This is a genomic window from Dietzia cinnamea NBRC 102147 (genome assembly GCF_001571065.1).
Taxonomy (GTDB): Bacteria; Actinomycetota; Actinomycetes; order Mycobacteriales; family Mycobacteriaceae; genus Dietzia; species Dietzia cinnamea.
The window spans coordinates 47,041-66,644 of sequence record NZ_BCSW01000016.1; the positions used below are offsets into that span (position 1 = coordinate 47,041).

Annotated in this window: 20 protein-coding genes; 13 read left to right on the forward strand and 7 right to left on the reverse strand. The window is 73.5% G+C overall.

Going from position 1 to position 19,604, the window contains the following annotated elements; translation table 11 throughout:
* Positions 1-56: 56 nt before the first annotated feature.
* On the reverse strand, positions 57-464 hold the full coding sequence (locus DCI01S_RS08005; RefSeq protein ID WP_061228734.1) for a pyridoxamine 5'-phosphate oxidase family protein: 408 nt from the start codon (positions 462-464) through the stop codon (positions 57-59).
* 63 nt (positions 465-527) lie between these two features.
* Here DCI01S_RS08005 and DCI01S_RS08010 point away from each other — a divergent pair, with 63 nt between their 5' ends.
* Both DCI01S_RS08010 and DCI01S_RS16780 read left to right on the forward strand, forming a co-directional pair.
* Positions 528-1,307: an SDR family NAD(P)-dependent oxidoreductase gene (locus DCI01S_RS08010; RefSeq protein ID WP_061228735.1), complete on the forward strand. Its 780-nt coding sequence runs from the start codon at positions 528-530 to the stop codon at positions 1,305-1,307.
* Positions 1,304-2,515: a cobalt-precorrin-6A reductase gene (locus tag DCI01S_RS16780; protein WP_244881681.1), complete on the forward strand. Its 1,212-nt coding sequence runs from the start codon at positions 1,304-1,306 to the stop codon at positions 2,513-2,515. The genes DCI01S_RS08010 and DCI01S_RS16780 overlap by 4 nt, the downstream gene beginning before the upstream one ends.
* Here DCI01S_RS16780 and DCI01S_RS08020 read toward each other — a convergent pair.
* Positions 2,507-3,529 (reverse strand): ferredoxin-like domain-containing protein, encoded by a 1,023-nt coding sequence (locus DCI01S_RS08020; RefSeq protein WP_061228736.1) that lies wholly within the window; start codon positions 3,527-3,529, stop codon positions 2,507-2,509. The two genes, DCI01S_RS16780 and DCI01S_RS08020, sit on opposite strands and share 9 nt — an antisense overlap.
* Positions 3,530-3,666: 137 nt before the next feature.
* Between DCI01S_RS08020 and DCI01S_RS08025 the strand changes: the two genes are divergently transcribed.
* From DCI01S_RS08025 to DCI01S_RS08035, 3 genes are read left to right on the forward strand one after another with little or no spacing between them, the layout of a single operon-like run.
* Positions 3,667-4,596 carry a hypothetical protein gene (locus DCI01S_RS08025; protein ID WP_061228737.1) on the forward strand — a complete coding sequence of 310 codons (930 nt, stop codon included), beginning with the start codon at positions 3,667-3,669 and terminating at the stop codon, positions 4,594-4,596.
* A gap of 8 nt (positions 4,597-4,604) precedes the next feature.
* Complete coding sequence (lnt, locus tag DCI01S_RS08030; protein WP_244881682.1) at positions 4,605-6,260, forward strand: apolipoprotein N-acyltransferase; 1,656 nt, start codon at positions 4,605-4,607, stop codon at positions 6,258-6,260.
* On the forward strand, positions 6,261-7,040 hold the full coding sequence (locus DCI01S_RS08035) for a polyprenol monophosphomannose synthase (protein WP_061228739.1): 780 nt from the start codon (positions 6,261-6,263) through the stop codon (positions 7,038-7,040). It abuts the gene before it with no gap.
* Positions 7,041-7,130: 90 nt separating this feature from the next.
* On the opposite strand, the gene DCI01S_RS08040 is transcribed toward DCI01S_RS08035, so the two are convergent.
* Positions 7,131-7,475 (reverse strand): RNA polymerase-binding protein RbpA, encoded by a 345-nt coding sequence (locus DCI01S_RS08040; protein WP_061228740.1) that lies wholly within the window; start codon positions 7,473-7,475, stop codon positions 7,131-7,133.
* A 128-nt stretch (positions 7,476-7,603) separates the two neighbouring features.
* Between DCI01S_RS08040 and DCI01S_RS08045 the strand changes: the two genes are divergently transcribed.
* The 4 genes from DCI01S_RS08045 (at position 7,604) to DCI01S_RS08060 (ending at position 12,679) form a co-directional block, all read left to right on the forward strand.
* On the forward strand, positions 7,604-8,020 hold the full coding sequence (locus DCI01S_RS08045; protein ID WP_311200563.1) for a hypothetical protein: 417 nt from the start codon (positions 7,604-7,606) through the stop codon (positions 8,018-8,020).
* Entirely contained in the window at positions 8,017-9,747 is a 1,731-nt protein-coding gene (locus DCI01S_RS08050; RefSeq protein ID WP_244881683.1) for an alpha/beta hydrolase, read from the forward strand. The genes DCI01S_RS08045 and DCI01S_RS08050 overlap by 4 nt, the downstream gene beginning before the upstream one ends.
* A gap of 67 nt (positions 9,748-9,814) precedes the next feature.
* Positions 9,815-12,163 (forward strand): ATP-binding cassette domain-containing protein, encoded by a 2,349-nt coding sequence (locus DCI01S_RS08055; RefSeq protein WP_061228742.1) that lies wholly within the window; start codon positions 9,815-9,817, stop codon positions 12,161-12,163.
* Positions 12,164-12,220: 57 nt separating this feature from the next.
* Positions 12,221-12,679, forward strand: coding sequence for a PaaI family thioesterase (locus DCI01S_RS08060; protein ID WP_061228743.1), 459 nt, complete (start codon positions 12,221-12,223; stop codon positions 12,677-12,679).
* Between the two features lie 597 nt (positions 12,680-13,276).
* Here the strand turns inward: DCI01S_RS08060 and DCI01S_RS17180 are convergent.
* Positions 13,277-13,744: a hypothetical protein gene (locus DCI01S_RS17180; RefSeq protein ID WP_156482557.1), complete on the reverse strand. Its 468-nt coding sequence runs from the start codon at positions 13,742-13,744 to the stop codon at positions 13,277-13,279.
* A gap of 7 nt (positions 13,745-13,751) precedes the next feature.
* Positions 13,752-13,955: a sigma factor-like helix-turn-helix DNA-binding protein gene (locus tag DCI01S_RS08070; RefSeq protein WP_007633914.1), complete on the reverse strand. Its 204-nt coding sequence runs from the start codon at positions 13,953-13,955 to the stop codon at positions 13,752-13,754.
* Positions 13,956-14,210: 255 nt separating this feature from the next.
* Between DCI01S_RS08070 and DCI01S_RS08075 the strand changes: the two genes are divergently transcribed.
* Both DCI01S_RS08075 and DCI01S_RS08080 read left to right on the forward strand, forming a co-directional pair.
* The gene (locus DCI01S_RS08075; RefSeq protein WP_061228745.1) at positions 14,211-15,869 is read left to right on the forward strand and encodes an ABC-F family ATP-binding cassette domain-containing protein; all 1,659 of its coding nucleotides are present in this window, start codon (positions 14,211-14,213) and stop codon (positions 15,867-15,869) included.
* Positions 15,859-16,494 carry a GyrI-like domain-containing protein gene (locus tag DCI01S_RS08080; protein WP_061228746.1) on the forward strand — a complete coding sequence of 212 codons (636 nt, stop codon included), beginning with the start codon at positions 15,859-15,861 and terminating at the stop codon, positions 16,492-16,494. The genes DCI01S_RS08075 and DCI01S_RS08080 overlap by 11 nt, the downstream gene beginning before the upstream one ends.
* Positions 16,495-16,515: 21 nt before the next feature.
* Here the strand turns inward: DCI01S_RS08080 and DCI01S_RS08085 are convergent, their stop codons facing one another.
* Positions 16,516-16,950 (reverse strand): MarR family winged helix-turn-helix transcriptional regulator, encoded by a 435-nt coding sequence (locus DCI01S_RS08085; RefSeq protein WP_061228747.1) that lies wholly within the window; start codon positions 16,948-16,950, stop codon positions 16,516-16,518.
* A 61-nt stretch (positions 16,951-17,011) separates the two neighbouring features.
* On the opposite strand from DCI01S_RS08085, the gene DCI01S_RS08090 reads away from it, so the two are divergent.
* Both DCI01S_RS08090 and DCI01S_RS08095 read left to right on the forward strand, forming a co-directional pair.
* Positions 17,012-17,491: a DoxX family protein gene (locus tag DCI01S_RS08090; protein ID WP_061228748.1), complete on the forward strand. Its 480-nt coding sequence runs from the start codon at positions 17,012-17,014 to the stop codon at positions 17,489-17,491.
* A 57-nt stretch (positions 17,492-17,548) separates the two neighbouring features.
* Positions 17,549-19,063, forward strand: coding sequence for an amidase (locus tag DCI01S_RS08095; RefSeq protein ID WP_061228749.1), 1,515 nt, complete (start codon positions 17,549-17,551; stop codon positions 19,061-19,063).
* Positions 19,064-19,154: 91 nt separating this feature from the next.
* On the opposite strand, the gene DCI01S_RS08100 is transcribed toward DCI01S_RS08095, so the two are convergent.
* The gene (locus tag DCI01S_RS08100) at positions 19,155-19,457 is read right to left on the reverse strand and encodes a hypothetical protein (RefSeq protein ID WP_153038675.1); all 303 of its coding nucleotides are present in this window, start codon (positions 19,455-19,457) and stop codon (positions 19,155-19,157) included.
* Between the last annotated feature and the right edge of the window lie 147 nt (positions 19,458-19,604).

Here is a 19,604-nt window from a genome sequence, read left to right on the forward strand (position 1 = left end):
CGTACACGATCCCCCGGAGATCGAGCCAGAGCGACCGAGCCTCCGAGCGACCGAGGTCAGGCGCCGGTGAACATCTGGGCCGAGCCCAGGACGCGGTCCACTTCGATGGCCACGACCACCCGCTCGGGGTTCGGCGTCGGCTCGCGGTAGCGCAGTGCGTACCGGCGCTCTCCCTCACGGACGGCGTCGGGGTCGTCGAGCAGCCGGGCGGTGCCCTCGAAGGTGAGCCACCGACCGCGGTCGACGTGTGAGACGGCGGCGCGTCCGCCCCGGGCGGCGTTGCGGGCCTTCTGGGAGCCGCGCCGGGTGATCACGCGCGCCAGCCCGCCCTCGACGTCCACGGTGAAGCCCACCGCCACGACGTGAGGGGACCCGTCGCGCCGTAGCGTCGTGAGCGATCCCAGGTGGTACTCGGACAGGAACCGGTGCGCCTCGTCGGAGAGCTCTGCCAGGGTGTGCGCCATGCAGCCGAGCCTGCCACAGCGACTCGGCGCAGGGCGCGCAGGCGTGCGTGGGAGACTGGGCGCATGCCCACACCTGCAACCCCGTCGCCCCGGCCCGCGTCCGGCGGAGAGGTCGTGGTGGTCTTCGGTGGCCGCAGCGAGATCGGCCTCGCCGTCGCCCACCGCCTCGCACCCGGCCGGACGGTCGTCTTGGCGAGCCGCCCCGGGGGCGACGTGTCCGCGCTCGAGGCCCCGCTCGTCGAGGCCGGCGCGGCGGCCGTGGAGTTCGTTGACTTCGACGCCGACGACCTCGACGCGCACGCGGCCGTCGTGGACGGGATCGAGTCCCGCGTCGGGCCGATCGGCATCGCCGTCCTGGCGTTCGGGATCCTCGGCGACCAGGAGGTGGCCGAGCGCGACTCCCGCGCCGCCGCCCGGATCCTGCACACCGACTTCGTGGCGCAGGCCGCGTTGCTCACGGTGCTGGCCGAGCGGATGAAGCCGCGCAGGGCCGGTGTGCTGGTGGCGTTCTCGTCGGTGGCGGGGCAGCGGGTCAGGCGCGCCAATTACGTCTACGGTTCCGCGAAGGCGGGGCTGGACGGTTTCGCCTCCGGGATGGCCGATGCGCTGCACGGCACGGGCGTCACCCTGGTGATCCCCCGCCCCGGGTTCGTCATCGGCCGGATGACCGAGGGCATGGACCCTGCGCCGTTCTCCTCGACACCGGACCAGGTGGCGGACGCGGTGGTCGAGCGGGTGCTCGAGCGGCGGGCCGGGGTCGTGTGGATCCCGTGGCAGCTGCGGGTCATGTTCGCCGTGGCGCGGCTCGTACCGCAGCCCGTGTGGAGGCGGATGCCGCGGTGAGCGCTCCGCCACGGCCGGGTCCCGACCCGGCGGCCGTCCACCTCGTCGGCACGGGCCCCGGACCGGTCGATCTGCTCACTGTCCGCGCGTCCCGGCTGATCGCCATGAGCGGCACCTGCCTGTGCGACTCCGACGTGGGCGCGGCGTTGTCGTTGTGCCCGCCGACGGCCCGGGTCGTCGACGCCACCGATCTCCCGCCGGAAGACGCTGCGGCGCGGATCCGCGAGGCGGTGGAACGCGGAGACCGGGTCGTGCGGCTCTACGCCGGGGACCCGGCGCAGCACTCCGCACTGGCCGCGCACACGCGCGCTCTCGACGCCGCGGAGATCGAGTGGGAGCTCGTGCCCGGGATCCCGGTGGCCGGCCACGCAGCGCCGACCGCGCCCACGACCGTCGACAGCCCGGTCACGGCGCAGACGACGCCCCCGTCCGGCGAGCCGAGCGGCGGGCCGTCCGGCGAGCCGGGCCTCATCCTCGTCCTCGGCGGCACCGGCGAGGCGCGGCGGCTGGCCGATCTCCTGGTGACCGCCGGTCTGGACGTGGTGACCGCGCTGGCCGGAAAGGTCACGCGCCCGCGGCTGCCCCGCGGTGAGGTCCGTATCGGCGGGTTCGGCGGCGCCGAGGGCCTGGCGCACTGGCTGCGGGAGAACGCGGTGAGCGCGGTGATCGACGCGACCGACCCGTTCGCCGACGAGATCTCGACCGACGCGGTCCACGCCGCCACGGAGACGGGGACTCCGCTGCTGCGGCTGCACCGCCCGCCGTGGGCCGAACGCCCCGGCGACGAGTGGATCCGCGTCCCCGACACGCGGGCCGCCGCGCAGGTGGTGGCCGAGCGGTTCCGCCGCCCGATGCTCACCGTCGGCAAGCAGGGCGCGTCCGAGTTCGCCGGCGACACCCGCGGCTCCTACCTCATCCGCTGCTCGGAGCCACCGCCCGGACCGTTGCCGCACCGCTACCTGCTGGTACTCGACCGCGGGCCGTTCGGGGAGGACTCCGAGCGGACGTTGATGTCGCGGCACCGGATCGACGTCCTCGTCACGCGCAACAGTGGCGGCGACAGTTCGGCGGCGAAGCTGGCGGCCGCCCGGGACCTCCGTATCCCGGTGGTGATGGTCGACCGGCCGGAGGCGCCGCCCGCCCCCGAGACGGTGCACTCGGTCGACGAGGCCGCCCGCTGGCTGGTGGGGCGGTTCGGTTCACGCTGAGCCGGGCACCCAGGGCGAGGTCGCGTCGAAGATCATCCCCATGGGCGCCAGCACCCGCACGACCTGCTCGGCCATCCCCTCGGTGAGCCCGTGCAGTCCGATCACCCCGTCCGCCGAGACGGTGCCTGGCCGCTCCACGGCGCCGAGGAACTCGGCGAGCCGCGCGGGGATGACGCCCTCGGCGACCACGGCGAGGAGGCTGACGAGCCCGTCGGAGGTGTCGACCCACCCGACCGTCGGAGGAGCGGCCGCAAGCCGCCCCTCTACCTGGGTAGAGGGGGACGTGACCCGCGCGCCGGCGTCCCTGGTGACCGTGGTGGTGAGCGGGTGGGAGTCCAGGGCGACGACGACGAGGTCGTGCACCTCCCCGGACGCGGGCACGTCGGCCGGGCCCGCGGAGCGCGCGAGGTGGGCTGCCACGTCCGCGAGGACGACCGCCGCGTGGTCGAGCCGGACCCGGACGGCGACCTCCCGGCCGGCGACGTGGATCCGCGCGGTGCCGTCTGTGCTGTCGACGACGGCGGCCAGGTCGGGGGAGTGCGCCAGGACGTCTCCCGAGCCGTCGTCGAGCCCCAACAGGAGTCGGCCGGCGAGGGCGTCGATCCCAGCGTGACCGGCCAGCGCCGCGGAGAGCCGGTCGGGCAGGTCGGCGAGGCCGTGGTGGCCGTCGAGCAGGCCGGCCAGCGGCGAGGCCAGGACGACGGGCAGGCGGCGCGGACCGCCCGGGGGCAGGAGGCCGGAATCCGTGGCGCGCTCCCAGAGCCTGCGCACGGTGGGACCGTCGCCGTCCCGCTGGTCGCTTCCCGGCGGTTCGGGTGCGATCCCGCGGAGCTCGAGTCCGCCGCCGGCGACCGTGTGGACGGCGCCGCCGTGGTCGGCCGCGAGGGCCGCCAGAGCGGTCCAGTCGGCGGGGCGCAGGCGGCCGCCGGGGAAGTGCAGGCGGGCCCTGTCGCCGTCGGTGGTCGCGGAGACGCCCCGGGGGCCGGGGTGGTGGTCAGCGGCGGAGTCGTCCATGGCGGACCACAGTATCGGCCGGCCCGGTCGCAGGGGGACCGGCGCTCGGGGGCACGGCGGCGGTCCGACGGCGGTCCGTGGCGTGACGGGGGGTGGGCGGGCCCGGCGCCCCGGCGCGCTCGGGGATAATCGGACGCATGACCGCATTCCTGGCCACCGGGGGCCGCGTCCTCACGCCCGCCTCCCGAGACGCCACCGCGCTGGCGCACGAGAACGGCCTCATCGTGTGGGCCGGTTCCGACGCCCCGGGTCCGGCCCTCTTCCCTGACGCGGAGCGGGTCGACCTGGCGGGGGACTGGGTCGCCCCGGCGTTCGTCGAGTGCCTCGCCGACGGGCTCGACCTCGCGGCCGCCGCCGCCCGCGGGGTGGTCCCCGCCGTACTGACGGAGGGCCCCGGGCCGGACGCTCTCGACGACCCTGCCGTGCTCGAGGAGAGGGTGCGCGCGGGGGAGCGGGTGGTCCTCGGGGCCGACGCCGACCCGAGGCACCTCGCCGCGGAACTCACCCGCCTGGCCGACGAACTCGGCGGGCCCGCGGTCGCCCGGTGCACCCCCGTCCTCGTCGGCGGGGTGGCGGGCGGCGCGGCGGCCCCGGATGACGACACCCTCGCCGCCCTCGCCGCCGTCGGTACGGTCCTCCTCCTGCGTCCGCTCGTCGACGACCTCACGGGCACCGATCTCGTGCGCATCGCCGCCTCCGGCGTCGCGCTGGCGGCGTCGACGCGGGCCGGTGACGAGGTCCGTCCGTGGGACGCCCTGCGCGCCCTGACCACCGTCGAGGGCGGCCGGGGGCTGTCCCCGCGCGCCGCCTTCACCGCCACCACCCGGGGCGCCCGCCGCGCCTCCGGGGCCCGCGACGGCGCGGCCGGCACCCTCACCCCGGGTACGCCCGCCACCTTCGCGCGCTGGGAGACGGGCGAGCTGGTCGTGGTCGCGGCCGACGACGCCGTCCAGCGCTGGTCCACCGACCCGCGGTCGGGGGTGCCGCCCATGCCCGACCTCACCGGCCCGGACCCCGTCCTCCGCGCGCTCGTCGTGGACGGCCTGCCCGCCGGCCCCGCGGTCTGATGCCCCTCATGACCAGGCTGGCCTTCGCGGCCGCCTCCGGCGCGCTACTGGCCGCCTCGTTCCCCCCGGTCGGTCTGTGGTGGACCGCTGTTCTCGCGATCGCGCTCCTCGTCGTCGTCCTGGCCCCCTCCGGCGACCACCCGCCCCGGGCACGCACCGGCGCGCTCCTCGGCCTCGTCTCCGGCCTGGCGTTCTTCCTCCTGTTGGTCCCGTGGGTCGGTATGTACGTCGGCGCCTACGCCTCCTGGGGCCTGTCGCTGGTCGAGGCCCTCTACCTCGCCGCGTTCGGCGCGGGCGCCGTGGTCATCCTGCGCGCCGGACTCGACCCCGGCCCGCGGTCCGCCGCACGCGCGCTCAGCGCGGTGCTCGGCGTGGCCGGCTGGTGGTCGGTGTGGGAGTGGGTCCGGTCGTCCTGGCCGTGGGGAGGCTTCCCGTGGGGCCGGTTGGCGTTCGGGCAGGCCGACGGCCCCCTGCTGCCGCTGGCCTCGCTCGGCGGGACGCCGCTGCTCGGGTTCGTCGTCTCCGCGGTCGGCGCCGCCCTCGGGGTGGCCGTCGTCCTCCTGCTGCGCCGCGACGCCGACAGCGGACGGCGAGGGGCCCGCGCGGCCGCCGGCCTCCTGGCGGTCCCGCTCGTCGCGGTGGGCCTGGTCGCCGGCGCCGCCCTCACCCCGAGCGGCGAGCACACCGACACCGTCGAGGTCGCGGTGATCCAGGGCAACGTCCCTCGCCTCGGCCTGGACTTCAACGCGCAGCGCCGCGCGGTCCTCGACAACCACCTCGACGTCACGGCCGGGTACGCCGACGACGTCGAGGCCGGCACCCTCCCGCGCCCCGACCTCGTGCTGTGGCCGGAGAACGCCTCCGACATCTCGCCGCTCGGCGACCGCCTCGCCGGGGCGCAGATCAGTGCCCTGTCCCGGCGCCTCGACGCGCCGATCCTCGTGGGCACCGTCCTGCCCACGGGGCAGGGGCGCGAGGCCACCAACTCCACCCTCGTCTGGGACGCCCGCGCCGGCGAGGGCGCCGGTGACGGTGCCGGTGCCGGTGCCGGTGACGGTGAGGAGACCGGTGACGCGGCCGGCTCCGACCCGGTCGCCGACCGGCACGACAAGAAGTACATCCAGCCCTTCGGCGAGTGGCTGCCGATGCGGGGCCTGTTCGAGGCTCTCTTCCCGATCGCACAGGCCGCCGGCCACTTCGTCCCCGGGGACGGCGACGGGCTCGTCACCGCGAACGGGGTCGAGCTGGGCGTGGCGATCTGCTTCGAGATCGCGTTCGACGCCGCCGCCCGCGAACCCCTCTCGCGCGGCGCCCAGATCCTCACCGTGCCCACCAACAACGCCACCTTCGGCCACTCGGCCATGACGTACCAGCAACTGGCCATGTCCCGGGTGCGCGCAGTCGAGCACAACGTGCCCGTCCTCATCGCCGCGACCAGCGGCGTGAGCGCCGTCATCGGCCCCGACGGGGACGTGCGGCAGGAGACCGGCATCTTCGAGCCCGCGGTGCTGGCGGCTCGGGTCGAGGTCGGCGGGGCCGGTACAGTGGCAACCCGACTGGGCGGCGTCCCGCAGGCGGTGAGCTGCCTCGTCGGGTTCGTCGCACTGGCCTGGGCGCTGGTCCACACCCGCCGACGGCCCGTGACCCGACACGAGGAGACGTAAGTGACCGAACCGACGACGCCGGGCGGCAGCGCGCCCTCCGCGCGCACGCTGGTGATCATCCCCACCTACGACGAGCGGGACAACCTGCCCGGCGTCGTGGAGCGCCTGCTCGCCTCGGCCCCCGACGTGTCGGTCCTCATCGCCGACGACAACAGCCCGGACGGCACCGGGGAGGTCGCCGACCGGCTCGCCGCCGACGACCCGCGCGGCCGGATCTCGGTCCTGCACCGCGCCGGGAAGCAGGGTCTCGGCGCGGCCTACATCGCCGGGTTCCGCTGGGGGCTCGAGCGCGGGTACACGGTGCTGGTGGAGATGGACGCCGACGGCAGCCATCCGCCCGAGCGCCTGCCCGCCATGCTCGAGGCCGTGGACGGCGGCGCCGACCTGGCGATCGGGTCCCGCTACGTCCCCGGCGGCTCGGTGGTCAACTGGCCGTGGCAGCGCCACGTCATCTCCCGCGGCGGCAACATCTACTCCCGCGTCGTGCTGGGTGTCGGCATCAAGGACATCACCGCCGGCTACCGCGCCTACCGCGCCGACGCGCTGGCCGAACTCGACCTCGACGCCATCGAGTCCAAGGGCTACTGCTTCCAGATCGACATGACCTGGCGGCTGCTGAACAACGGGCGGCGTGTGGTGGAGGTGCCCATCACCTTCACCGAGCGCACCGTGGGGCACTCCAAGATGAGCGAGTCGATCTTCCGCGAGGCCGCGGTCAACGTCGCCCGCTGGGGCTGGGAGAAGCGCCGCGCGCAGCTGCGAGCGCTCGTCGGGCGCTGAGTCCCCCGTCGGCCGGGCGGTGCGCCCCGCCGACGCGGAACGCCCCGGCCCCCTCGAAAAGGGGACCGGGGCGTCATGCCGTCCGGTGGCTCAGCGCGCGCCGGCGCGGCGCCGCTTCTTGAGCAGGTCCATCCGCTCCTTGAGGAGCTCCTCGAGCTCCTCCAGAGAACGCCGCTCGAGCAGCATGTCCCAGTGGGTGCGCGGCGGCTTGCCCTTCTTCACCTCGACCGCGGGGCCGTCGATGAGCTGGCCCTCCTGGCCGTTCTTACACAACCAGGTGCCGGGGATCTCGGCGTCATCGGCGAACGGCACCTCGTAGACCTCGCCGTTCGGCGTCTGGTACCGGGCCATGCGGCGGGGCGCGAGGTCGTGGTCCCGGTCGGTCTCGTAGCTCACCGCTCCGAGGCGGCTGCCCCTGAGGACTCGATCTGCCATGCGAACTCCTTCTGCCGTGTTCGTCTGCGTCAAAGCACTGCGGTCACGTCACCGCGCTGCGGTCAATTCTGCGGATCGACACGACGCTGCGTGGTTCCTGCTCGTATCAACGCCAGAGGAACCCCCAAATGTTCCCACGGCCCGACGCCGCGGGCCACCCCGGGGGCGACCTGGGTACCCTTTCCTCCGTGGATTCCGACGTCCGGGCAGAGTCCCCCGCCCCCCGGCGGGGCGAGGCGTCCTGCGCGTGGTGCGGTCGCCCCGTCGACGAGGGCGGCACCGGGCGGCGGCGGCGGTACTGCCGTCGCTCGTGTCGCCAGCGCGCCTACGAACAGCGCCGGTCGCTGCGGATGCAGGATCTGCCCGAGGGGACGGTCGTGCTGTCCGAGGCCGAGTCCACCGACCTCATGGACCGGATGTTCCAGCTGCGCTGCGCGTGCGAGGACCTGCGGACCGCGATCGCCGAGGGCGAGGACCCGGCGGAACTGGCGCGCATGTCGGAGGACCTCGTGGCCGCAGCGCGCCGGGCCGAGCGGCTGCGGTGAACCGAACAGCTGCGGTGCGCAGTGTCGGCGAGGTCCTGCGGACGTGGTGGGATCGGTGGCGGCCCTCCGTCACGGGTCTCATCGTCGCCGCGCTCGCGGCGTGGGTCTCACTCATGCCGTCGCTGCTGCCGCGGGCGTGGCACTACCAGGGCATCGTCACGGGGGTGTCGATGCTGGTCGGCTACGGCGTCGGCGTGGCGCTCCGGACCCTGTGGCGGCGCGTCGTCGCCCCCCGCATCAGCCTGCACCCCGACCTCACCGCGTTGGGGGACCGCCTGCTGGCGTTCGCGCGGTTGTCCGCTCCGTACGTGCTGGTCGTCTACCTCATCACGGCCACCGCCACGGCGATCCGCTGGCAGGACCAGGTCTCCGACCTCGTCGAGTCGCCGCGCCCGCCGTGGGCGGACTACATGCGCATCCCGTGGGTCGCGCTGGGGCTCTTCGTCGCGCTGCTGATCGCCGCCCGGGGTCTGCGGGCGGCGTACCGGGCGTTCGTCCGCGCGGTGCGCCGCCGGTTCGGGATCGGGGAGTACACCGCGCGGCTCGCGGGGGTCGTGGTGGCCGCCGCGCTGCTGCTGGGCATGGTCCAGGGCGTGGTGCCGCGCCTGTTCTTCGAGGCCGCCAACCAGATCTTCAGCGCCCAGAACAACGAGGACCTGCCCGACGCGCGCCCGCCGCGCGAACCCGAGAAGTCAGGCGGCCCGGGTTCGCTCGTGGACTTCGAGGACCTGGGCCTGCAGGGTCGGCGGTTCGTCAGCGGCGGCGTCGACCGGGAGACGCTGAGCGACCTGCTCGGCGAGGAGGCGAAGGAGCCGATCCGGGCCTACGCGGGCCTGGAGTCCGCGCCCACGGACGACGAGCGCTCCGACCTCGTGGTGGCCGAGCTCGACCGGACGCGGGCCTGGGAGCGGGAGTCCGTCGTGATCGTGCCGACCACCGGCACCGGGTGGATCAACCCGCACGCCGCCCAGGCGATCGAACTGCTCTCCGGCGGTGACGCCGCGACGGTGGGCACCCAGTACTCGTTCCTGCCCAGCTGGATCTCATTCCTCGCCGACCGCGAGAAGGCGGAGGCCGCCGGGCGCTCGCTCGTCGAGTCGGTGGTGGAGTGGCGCGACTCGCTGCCCCCTGACCTGCCGCGGCCGGCACTCTACGTCTATGGCGAGAGTCTCGGCACCCAGGCCGGGGAGGCGGCGTTCTCGGGGATCCGGGACATCCGCGCCACCGTGGACGGCGTGCTGTGGATGGGCCCGCCCAACTCCAACCACATCTGGCACTCGCTGGTCGAGCGCCGCGACCCGGGCACGCCGGTCACCGAGCCGGTGTACGCCGACGGCCTGCTGGTGCGCTTCTCCGAGGACCCGGCCGAGCTCCGCGACGACGACAGCCCGTGGATCCCGCCGCACGTGCTCTACGTCCAGCACGCGACCGACCCGGTCGTGTGGTGGACGCCGGATCTGCTGTTCGACCGTCCGGCGTGGCTGGCCGAACCCCCGGGTAAGGGCCGCCACCCCGGCATGTTCTACATGCCCGTGCTCACGTTTTTCCAGGTGACGGCCGATCTCGGCAACGCGGTCGGCGGGTCCCAGGGCTACGGCCACCTCTACGATCATCAGATCCTCGACGGGTGGGCGGCCGCGACGGGCCGCGAGGGGTGGGACGACGACGAGTTCCAGCGGTTCGCGGAGCTGCACGCCGTCGCCATGCTCAATCAGGACCGCGGCTGACGCCTTCCCCGTCCCGGGTCCGTGTTCTAGCGTTGCCTCGGAGAGAACCGGCCCAGGAGACGCGCGAATGAGCACCCACACCGCAGACATGCACGACATCATCCGCGTCCTCGGCGCGCGGGAGAACAACCTCCGCTCGGTCGACGTGGAGCTGCCGAAGCGGCGGTTGACCGTCTTCACCGGTGTCTCCGGGTCGGGTAAGAGCTCGCTGGTCTTCGCGACGATCGCCGCGGAGTCGCAACGGATGATCAACGAGACCTACAGCGCGTTCGTCCAGGGGTTCATGCCGACGCTGGCCCGGCCGGACGTCGACGTGCTGGAGGGGCTGACCACGGCGATCGTCGTGGACCAGGAGCGGATGGGCTCCGACCCGCGGTCGACGGTGGGGACCGCGACCGACACCGGCGCGATGTTGCGGATCCTGTTCAGCCGGCTCGCCCGGCCCGCCATCGGCGGCCCCAAGGCGTATTCGTTCAACGTGGCATCGGCCTCCGGGGTGGGGACGCTGAAGAAGGCCGACGGCACCCGGCAGAAGGCCGAGTTCACCATCACCGGCGGCATGTGCGTGCGGTGCGAGGGCCGAGGGTCGGTCTCCGACTTCGACATCGACGCGCTCGTGGACCGCTCGAAGTCGCTGGCCGAGGGGGCCATCACGGTCCCCGGGTACTCGATGGACGGGTGGTACGGCCGCATCTACTCCGGGTCCGGGTTCTTCGACATGGCCAAGCCGGTGGGCGAGTTCACCGAGCGCGAGATGGACGACCTCCTGCGCAAAGAGCCGGTGAAGATCAAGGCCGACGGCATCAACGTGACGTTCGAGGGGCTGATCCCCCGGATCCAGAAGTCGATGTTGTCCAAGGACGTCGAGGCCATGCAGCCGCACATCCGGGCGTTCGTCGAGCGGGCCGTGGTCTTCACGACGTGTCCGGAGTGCGACGGCACGCGGCTCAACGAGGGCGCCCGTTCGTCACGGATCGGCGAGCACAACATCGCCGACGTCTCGGCCATGCAGATCACCGACCTCGCCGAGTGGCTGCGCGGACTCGACGAGCCGTCGGTGGCCCCGCTGTTGGGGTCGTTGCAGCACACGCTCGACTCGTTCGTGGAGATCGGGCTGGGGTACCTCTCGCTCGACCGGCCGGCGGGCACGCTGTCGGGCGGCGAATCCCAGCGGGTCAAGATGATCCGCCACCTCGGGTCAGCGCTGACGGACGTGACCTACGTGTTCGACGAGCCGTCCATCGGCCTGCACCCGCACGACATCGACCGTATGAACGGGCTGCTGCTGCGCCTGCGGGACAAGGGCAACACCGTCCTCGTGGTCGAGCACAAGCCCGAGACCATGGCGATCGCCGACCACATCGTGGACCTGGGCCCCGGGGCAGGGTCCGAGGGCGGGGAGATCTGCTTCGAGGGCACGGTGGACGGGCTGCGGGCCAGCGGCACCGTCACCGGCCGGCACCTGGACGACCGCGCCTCTCTCAAGGACTCGGTCCGCGCGCCGGCAGGGTGGATCGAGGTACGCGGGGCGAGCGCGCACAATGTGCGGAACGTGGACGTGGACATCCCTCTCGGGGTGCTGTGCGTGGTGACGGGGGTGGCGGGCTCGGGCAAGAGCTCGCTCATCCACGGCTCGGTGTCCCCGCGGGAGGGAGTCGTCGCGATCGACCAGTCGGCGATCCGGGGCTCGCGCCGCAGCAACCCCGCGACCTATACCGGCCTGCTCGAGCCCATCCGCAAGGCGTTCGCCAAGGCGAACGGGGTCAAGCCCGCGCTGTTCAGCCCGAACTCGGAGGGCGCGTGCCCGACGTGCAAGGGCGCGGGGGTCATCTACACCGACCTCGGCATGATGGCGGGTGTCGCCACGACGTGTGACGACTGTGAGGGCCGCCGGTTCCAGGCCGAGGTGCTCGAGTACCGGCTGGGGGAGCGCAACATCGGCGAGGTGCTGGCGATGTCCGTGGCCGAGGCGGAGGACTTCTTCTCGGCGGGCGAGGCGCGCATCCCTGCGGCCCACAAGATCCTGGTACGCCTGCGGGACGTCGGGCTCGGATATGTGCGGCTCGGGCAGCCGCTCACGACGTTGTCCGGGGGCGAGCGTCAACGCCTCAAGCTGGCCGCCCAGATGGCGGACAAGGCCGACGTCTACGTGCTGGACGAGCCGACGACCGGCCTGCACCTCGCGGACGTGCAGAATCTGCTCGGCATGCTCGACCGGCTCGTCGACGCCGGCAAGTCGGTGATCGTGATCGAGCACCACCAGGCGGTGATGGCCCACGCGGACTGGATCATCGACCTCGGCCCCGGCGCGGGCCACGACGGCGGTCGCGTGGTGTTCGAGGGCGCCCCGGCCGACCTCGTCGCCGACGCGTCGACGCTGACCGGGGAGTACCTGGCCCGCTACGTCGGCGGGTGACACCCGTCTCGGGGGCCGGGCGCCGTCCATCGCGACGCCCGGAGGTAGAAAGACGTCATGTCCGACTCCCGCGCTGTCCCTGATTCCTCGTCCTCCGCGAGCGCGTTCGTCCGTGTCTCCGGCCTCGTCGTGGACGAGGTGAGCGCCACGTCCCTGCGCGGACACGCGGACCTGGGCGCCGACCATCTCACCGACTGGGGGACCGTGCACGGTGGCGTGTACGCGAGCATCGTCGAGTCCGCGGGCGGGGCGGGTGCCGGGTACGCCGTTGCCGACCGGGGTCAGGTCGCTGTGGGGGTCCACAACGGGACCGACTTCCTGCGCGCCTCGGCCGGCGGGCGGGTTGAGGTGACCGCCGCAGCCCTGTTCCAGGGCCGTAGTCAGCAGCTATGGGACGTGGTCATCACCCAGTCCGAGACCGGGAAGGTGCTGGCCCGCGGTCAGCTGCGGCTCCAGAACGTCGACCGCCCGGGCGACACCGGGGTCGCCGACGCCACCGACCCGGCCGCGGGCTGAGCCACGCCGGCAGAGGGGAGCGGCGGGCCGGCACCCGGAGGGCAGCTCCAGGTCGGCGAGGTCCGTCCACTCCTCGGCCGTGCCCGTGACGGCGTCGCTGTCGCGTGCGCCCAGCATGAGATACCCGGCGTAGGTGACCGCTTCCGCGGTCCGCGACTCGGGGGAATCACCGTGCCCGTCCGCGATCAGCAGAGAGGTGCTGCTGTCGAGGTCCCGCAGCGCTGACGCCAGCGTCGGTTGGTCCGGGGCCTGCTCGTCGCCGCGCGAGTACTCGGCGATCTCGCGGAGTGCGCGCCGGGTGTCGTCGCGGACGAACTCCCGCTCGGCCCGGTCGGCCGCGGCGGCGGTCGGCAGCTCCACATCTGCGGACCCGGGTCCCCCTCGAGCCATCGGCCGGCGTCGGGATTGCAGGGATCGCAGGCGGGGTCGTCGCCGGGCACGATGTGCCGGCTCGCCCGCGCCGCGCGGGCGTCGTACTCGCGGTGGGCGGCGGCGAGCTCAGTGCTAATCGACTCGGAGGGAGTCCAGATCCCCTCGACGACGGTCTCTTCGGCGTCGGCGAGCGCGTGGGGCGCGGCGTGGTGCTGCGGTCGGCTGTCAGGCCCCGGTTCGGTGGCCGCGTAGGCCGCTACCGCGTCCCGCGCGCGGCGCACCGCTCGACGTTCCGGTCGGCGGGGATCGGGGAGGAGATCCGCCATGGCCACCAGCCACGCCACGGCGGCTCCGACAGCGGTCATGGCCGGGACGAGGACGGGTTCGGTGCCGTGCTCGCCGACCGAGGTGGGAGCCCGCGGTGAACGCGCCGAGGGAGGTGGCGACGACCAGGCCCAGACCGATGCCGGCGACGGTCGCGGCGCGACGACGCAGCGGGGCGGCCGGGGCGTAGAGGACGGCGAAGGTCCCGGTGACGGTGAGCAACCCCAGGTCGAAGCTCCCCAGCAGCGTCGGGACCGCCAGGCACAGCAGGACCGTGAGCCCCGCCTTGGTCGCATTGGGCAGCCGCGGGGGGCTCGGGGCCAGCGTGACGAGTGGTCGCAGGAGTTCTCCGGTTCGCGTCCTCGCCATGTGCTCCTCAGGCCGTCCTTCCGAATCGCTTGTGCAGTGCCTGCCTGCTCACCCCCAGGACCGTGCCGATCTCCGCCCAGCTCAACCCGTGCACTCTGGCGAATCGCACCGCGGCCGCCTCCTCGCGGGCGATCTCGGCCTTGGCCCGCGCGATGGCGGCCAGTCTGTCGACGGGGGAGTCCTCCGCGCTGAAGTCGAACGTCGTCTCCATTGTCACCACCTCATCCGTCAACCTACGTTGACACTACCGCCGATGTCAACCAGAGTTGACGCCAAGGGTGCGTCCCGGGGCGGTCCCGGGATACACTCCCGGGCATGTATCCCGGTGCCATCACCATGAAGCCCTGGCCCCGCCGCTGACGGCGGCGGAGACCACCTTCACCCCTCTCTCTGCACGCCGTCCACGGGCACACGCCGGGCGGCCATCTCGTGCTACCCGGCTCCACGACGAGCCGAAGAGGGCACCGTGCACCACGACCAGCATCATCACCAGCACCACCGACTCCCCGCGGGCCACCGCGCACACATCCGCCTGACCGACGTGGCGGTGACGCTCGGCGACCGCACCGTCCTGGCCGGCGTCGACCTCACCGTCTCCGCGACATCGCGGCTCGCCGTGGTGGGGGAGAACGGTCGGGGCAAGACGACGCTCCTGCGCGTCCTGGCCGGGCGTCACCACCCGGACTCCGGCAATGTCTCGCGGGTCGGGCGCCTAGGGACCGTCGATCAACACCTGGACGCTCCGGCGGCGCGCACGGTCGGCGACCTCGTCGCCGAGGAGATCGCCGACAGCCTCGCCGCCCTGCGCGCGTTGGACGCCGCCGCCGACGCCATGGGAGCCGGGGAGCCCGGCGCCGAGGACGAGTACGCGGCCGCACTCGAGCTGGCCACCGCACTGGACGCGTGGGACGCCGACCGCCGCGTCGACGTCGCGCTCGCCGGGCTCGGCACGTGCGACGACCGCGCGCGCCCGCTGGCGTCGTTGTCCGTGGGGCAGCGCTACCGGGTCCGCCTGGCCTGCGTCCTGGGCGCGCACCACGACCTGCTGCTGCTCGACGAGCCGACCAACCACCTCGACGCGTCCGGGCTGGAGTTCCTCACCGCCCGGCTGCGGGCGCACCCCGGCGGGGTCGCCGTCGTCTCGCACGATCGGGCGCTCCTGCGCGAGGTGGCGACGCATTTCTGCGACCTGGACCCGAGCCCGGACGGGAAGCCTCTGGTGTTCGGCGGCGGCTACGACGGTTGGCTCGAGGGGCGCCGTCGTGTGCGCTCCGCGTGGGAGCAGGCCCACGCCGAGCAGCTCGACGAGCACCACAGACTCGCCCGCGCCGCGGACGAGGCTCGGGACCGGCTCCGCGACGGGTGGCGCCCCGCGAAGGGACACGGCAAGCATGAGCGGTCGACGCGCGCGGGCGGCACCGTCCGGGCGTTCGTCCGCCGCCGCGAGGAGCTCGAGCGCCACCGCGTATCCGTGCCGCCGCCTCCGCCGCGGTTCCGGTGGCCGGCGTGGGACGTCCCGGCCGGGCAGCGAGTGCTGACCTGCCGTGAGGTCGTCGTGTCGGGGCGGCTGCGCACGCCGGTCTCGTTCTCGCTCGACACCGGCGACCGACTACTGGTCACCGGCCCGAACGGGGCGGGCAAGTCGACGCTGCTCGCCCTGCTCGCGGGGGAGCTCGTCCCGGACCGCGGGGCGGTCGATCGTCGTCCTGCCGCGCGGGTCGCGTACCTGTCCCAGGAGGTGCCGGAGTGGGATCCGCTGCGGACCGCGGCGCAGATCTACACCGAGCACGTCAGTCGGCTGGGCCGTGCCGACGCGCCGGGGCTGACGTCGACCGGGCTCCTGGACCCGCGCGCCGCCGCCACCGCGGTGAGCCGGATGTCGCAGGGCCAGCAGCGTCGCCTCCACCTCGCGCTGTGCCTGGCCGCGCGGCCCGCGCTGCTGATACTGGACGAGCCGACCAACCACCTGTCGTCAACCCTGGTGGACGGGCTCACCGAGGCGCTGGTCACCGCGTCCTGCGCGGTGGTCGTGGCCACCCACGACCGTCAGCTCCTGCGGGACCTGTCCTCGTGGCCGGCCCTCGCCCTGACGCCGTCGGGAGTAGATTCTGCGCATGTCCGCTAACGCGAACCCCGGAAGCGTCGACATCAAGCGGCTGCGACGCGACCTGTACTCGGGCCGCGTCGGGCGCATCGACACGGTGGAGGTCCCGCCCATGTGGTTCCTGCAGGTCGACGGCCGCGGCGACCCCGACACCGCGCCGGCCTACCGCACTGCCGTCGAGTCGCTGTACGTCCTGTCGTACGCGATCCGGGCGATCGCGAAGTCGGAGCTCGGGCGGGTCCACACCGTGGGCCCGCTCGAGGGGCTCTGGTACGCCGACGATCCGCGGGTGTTCACCGCGCGGGACAAGGACGCGTGGAACTGGACGATGATGATCTGGCAGCCGGAGTGGATCACGCCGGAGGTCGTCGCTGCCGCGAGGGAGAGGGTGACGACGACGAGGGGCTCGGACGCCGGGGAGCGTGTGCGGTTCGCCCGGTTCGCGGAGGGTACGGCAGTGCAGACGCTGCACGTGGGGCCTTATGACGAGGAAGGGCCGGTCATCGCGCGGATGCACGCGGAAGCGATCGCGGGCCGGCGCGCCGTGCTGTCCGGCCACCATCACGAGATCTATCTCTCGGATCCGCGCAGGGTCGAGCCCGCGAGGCTCAAGACGATCCTCCGCCAGCCCGTCGCGTCCGGCTGAGCCGCCGCCGCGCCGGGTCCGCTACGCGCCGGCCTCGAGAGAGTCGACGAGGCGCTGGGCGAGCGTGCGCAGTTGCAGCAGGTCCTCCTCCGACATGTCCAGCCTGCCGAGCAGGGAACACTGGATCGCCTCCGCCTCTGCGCGCAGCTTTTCGCCGGACTCGGTGAGGTGGACGTGGACGCTCCGGCCGTCGTCGGCGGACCGCGAGCGGGCGACGAGTCCTGCGTTCTCCAGGCGCGCTAGAAGAGGGGAGAGGGTCCCCGAGTCGAGGAGGAGGCGGTCGCCCAGTTGGCGGACGGTGAGGCCGTCCTCCTCCCACAGGGCGAGCAGGGCGAGGTACTGCGGGTAGGTGAGGCCGACCGACGCGAGAGCGTGCCGGTAGGCGGAGGTCGAGGCGCGCGAGGCCGCGTAGAGCGCGAAGCAGACCTGATGGTCGAGGCGGAGATCGGCGGGCATGGGTCCGAGTATCCCCGACAAATCGGTTGCGCTCAATTAGGTTGTGCGCAACACTTCTCCCATGGACGAACTCACCCAGTCACACCGGGCCGCACCCGCGCAGTCGTCGCCCGCCCGGGGGCGTCGGATCGGGGCGGCGGTCCGCCACGTCGGCCGCTGGGCCCTCGGCGCCGCCTTGCTCGGCGCGGGCACCGGCCACCTCACGTCCATGCGCCAGGAGTTCCAGGCGCAGGTCCCGACGTGGGTTCCGCTCGACCCGGACTTCGTCGTGGTCGCGTCCGGCGTCGTCGAGCTGGGCCTCGGCGCCTCGCTCATCCTCGCTCCGGCCCGCTTCCGCCCCGTGGTGGGCGGGGCGACCGCCGCATTCTTCGTCGCGATCTTCCCGGGCAACATCTCGCAGTACGTGACCGGCGCCGACGCCTTCGGGCTCGACACCGACCGCGACCGGTTCATACGACTGTTCTTCCAGCCGGTCCTCGTGGCGTGGGCCCTGTGGTCCACCGGCGCGTGGCGCGCATGGCGGGCCCGGTCCCGCCGCTGACCGCCTCGGTCGCCAACGGGCGCGCGGCGAGGGCGGCCGTGCGTAGACTCGGCGTCCATGCGCTTCGACGAGTACCGGAGTCATGACGCCCTGGGTCTCGCCGCCCTCGTCCGCGGCGGTGAGGTGACGCCGAGGGAGCTGCTCGACGCCGCCACCCAGCGGGCCGATCTCGTGGCCCCTCGGCTCAACGCCATCGTGCGACGGATGGACGGCGCGGCGCGGGCGCGGGTCGCCGAGGACCTGACGGGGCCGTTCGCCGGTGTGCCGTTCCTGCTCAAGGACCTCGGCCAGGACTACCGGGGGATCCCCACCAGCGGCGGGTCCCGCGCCCTGGCCGAGGTTCCGGCGGCCGAGCACGCGACCGTCGTCACGCGGTGGCTGGACGCCGGCCTGGTCGTCTTCGGCAAGACCAACACCCCGGAGTTCGGCGCGAAGGCCGTCACCGAACCGGAGCTGTTCGGGCCGGCCCGCAATCCGTGGGATACGCGCCGCACTCCCGGCGGGTCCTCGGGAGGGTCGGCGGCCGCCGTCGCGGCGGGTGTCGTGCCCGTCGCGGGCGCGAGCGACGGCGGCGGGTCCATCAGGATCCCGGCGGCCTGCTGCGGACTGGTCGGCCTCAAGCCCGGCCGCGGCATCGTCCCGATGGGCCCGGTACGCGGGGAGGCGATGCACGGCGCGGCGACCGACGGTGTCGTCTCGCGAACCGTCCGCGACACCGCCGCTATGCTGGACGTTCTCGCCGGCGGCGACCCGGGCGGCCCGTACCTCCCGGCGATGCCGTCAGAGACGTTCCTGTCCCAGGTGGGCACCCAGCCGGGCCGTCTGCGGATCGGGGTGTGCACGGCGTCATCCATCAACGCTTCGCCCCACCCGGAGGCGCTCGCGTCGGTCGCGTCCGCGGGCCGTGTGCTCGAGGGGCTCGGCCATCACGTCGAGGTTCTCGAGTCGCAGCCCGTCAACGATCTCGCACTGGCCCGCGACTTCCTCACCAGCTGGTTCGCGTACCTCGCGTGGACGGTGGAGAGCACCCGGCAGCGGACGGGGTGCCGCGACCGGAACTTCGAGACGGACACCCGGATCGTCGCCGCGCTGGGCAGGTCGCAGAGCAGCGTGGACTACCTCGCCGCGGTGATGCGTCGCGACGACTACGTGCGCGAGTTGACCGCCTTCTTCTCGGGGTTCGACCTGCTCATGACGCCCGGCCTCGCGGATCTGCCACCGCTCGTCGGCGCCCTCGAAACCCCGCCGTGGGCCGTCCGGGGTGCGGAGGCGCTGCTGGCGACCCGGACCGCGCCGCTACTACGCCATTCGGGGCTCGCGGAGTCGATCATCGACGACAACTTGAGCTGGGTCCCGTACACGCAACTGGCCAACCTCACCGGGCGGCCGGCGATGTCGCTTCCACTGCACTGGACGCCGGAGGGCCTGCCGATGGGGGTCCAGTTCGTCGCGCCCCTCGGCGGGGAGGGCCGGTTACTGCGGCTCGCCGGACAGCTCGAGCAGGCCGTGCCTTGGGCCGATCGCCAGCCGGCCGCGATCGACGGGGTCGGCACCGCCGCGTCGACGAGGTGACGCCCCGAATCGGGGCGGGCGCGATCGGCGACCGGCGACCAGATGACCCCCGTGGGGGCCGCCGAGACTCGTCCCGACCGCGACCTCGGACCTACCCGTGTTTCGTCACCCGTGACGTTTCGACTGCATTGTCGAGCACGCACACGGCCGGCACACCGGGGCCGGGGACGCCGGCGCCGACCCGGACCCGGCGCAGCGCCAGTCGTCGCCCGTCGGCCGGGCGACGCGAGACACCGACGACGCAGCAGCCGGGTGGCACGACGACGCAGTGCGCGAGCGCGCCGTGGCGCGGTCCGGAGCCGACGTCGGCGGGCTCGGCGGCGTCGGAAGGTCCGGAGATATCAGCAGTGTCGCCGACGACAAGTCCGAGGCGGACGAGGGCGGGCGCAGTCACGTCGAGGCCGCCGGTCGAGAACGGTGGGACAACGCCAGCCCGGAGGATCACGGCCTGCGGCCATGTCACGTCGCGCGTCGTCGACCCCTTCTGGCCCGGCCGCCGTATCCGCCAAGTGCCGATAATCTACATTATGTAAAGTAAAAA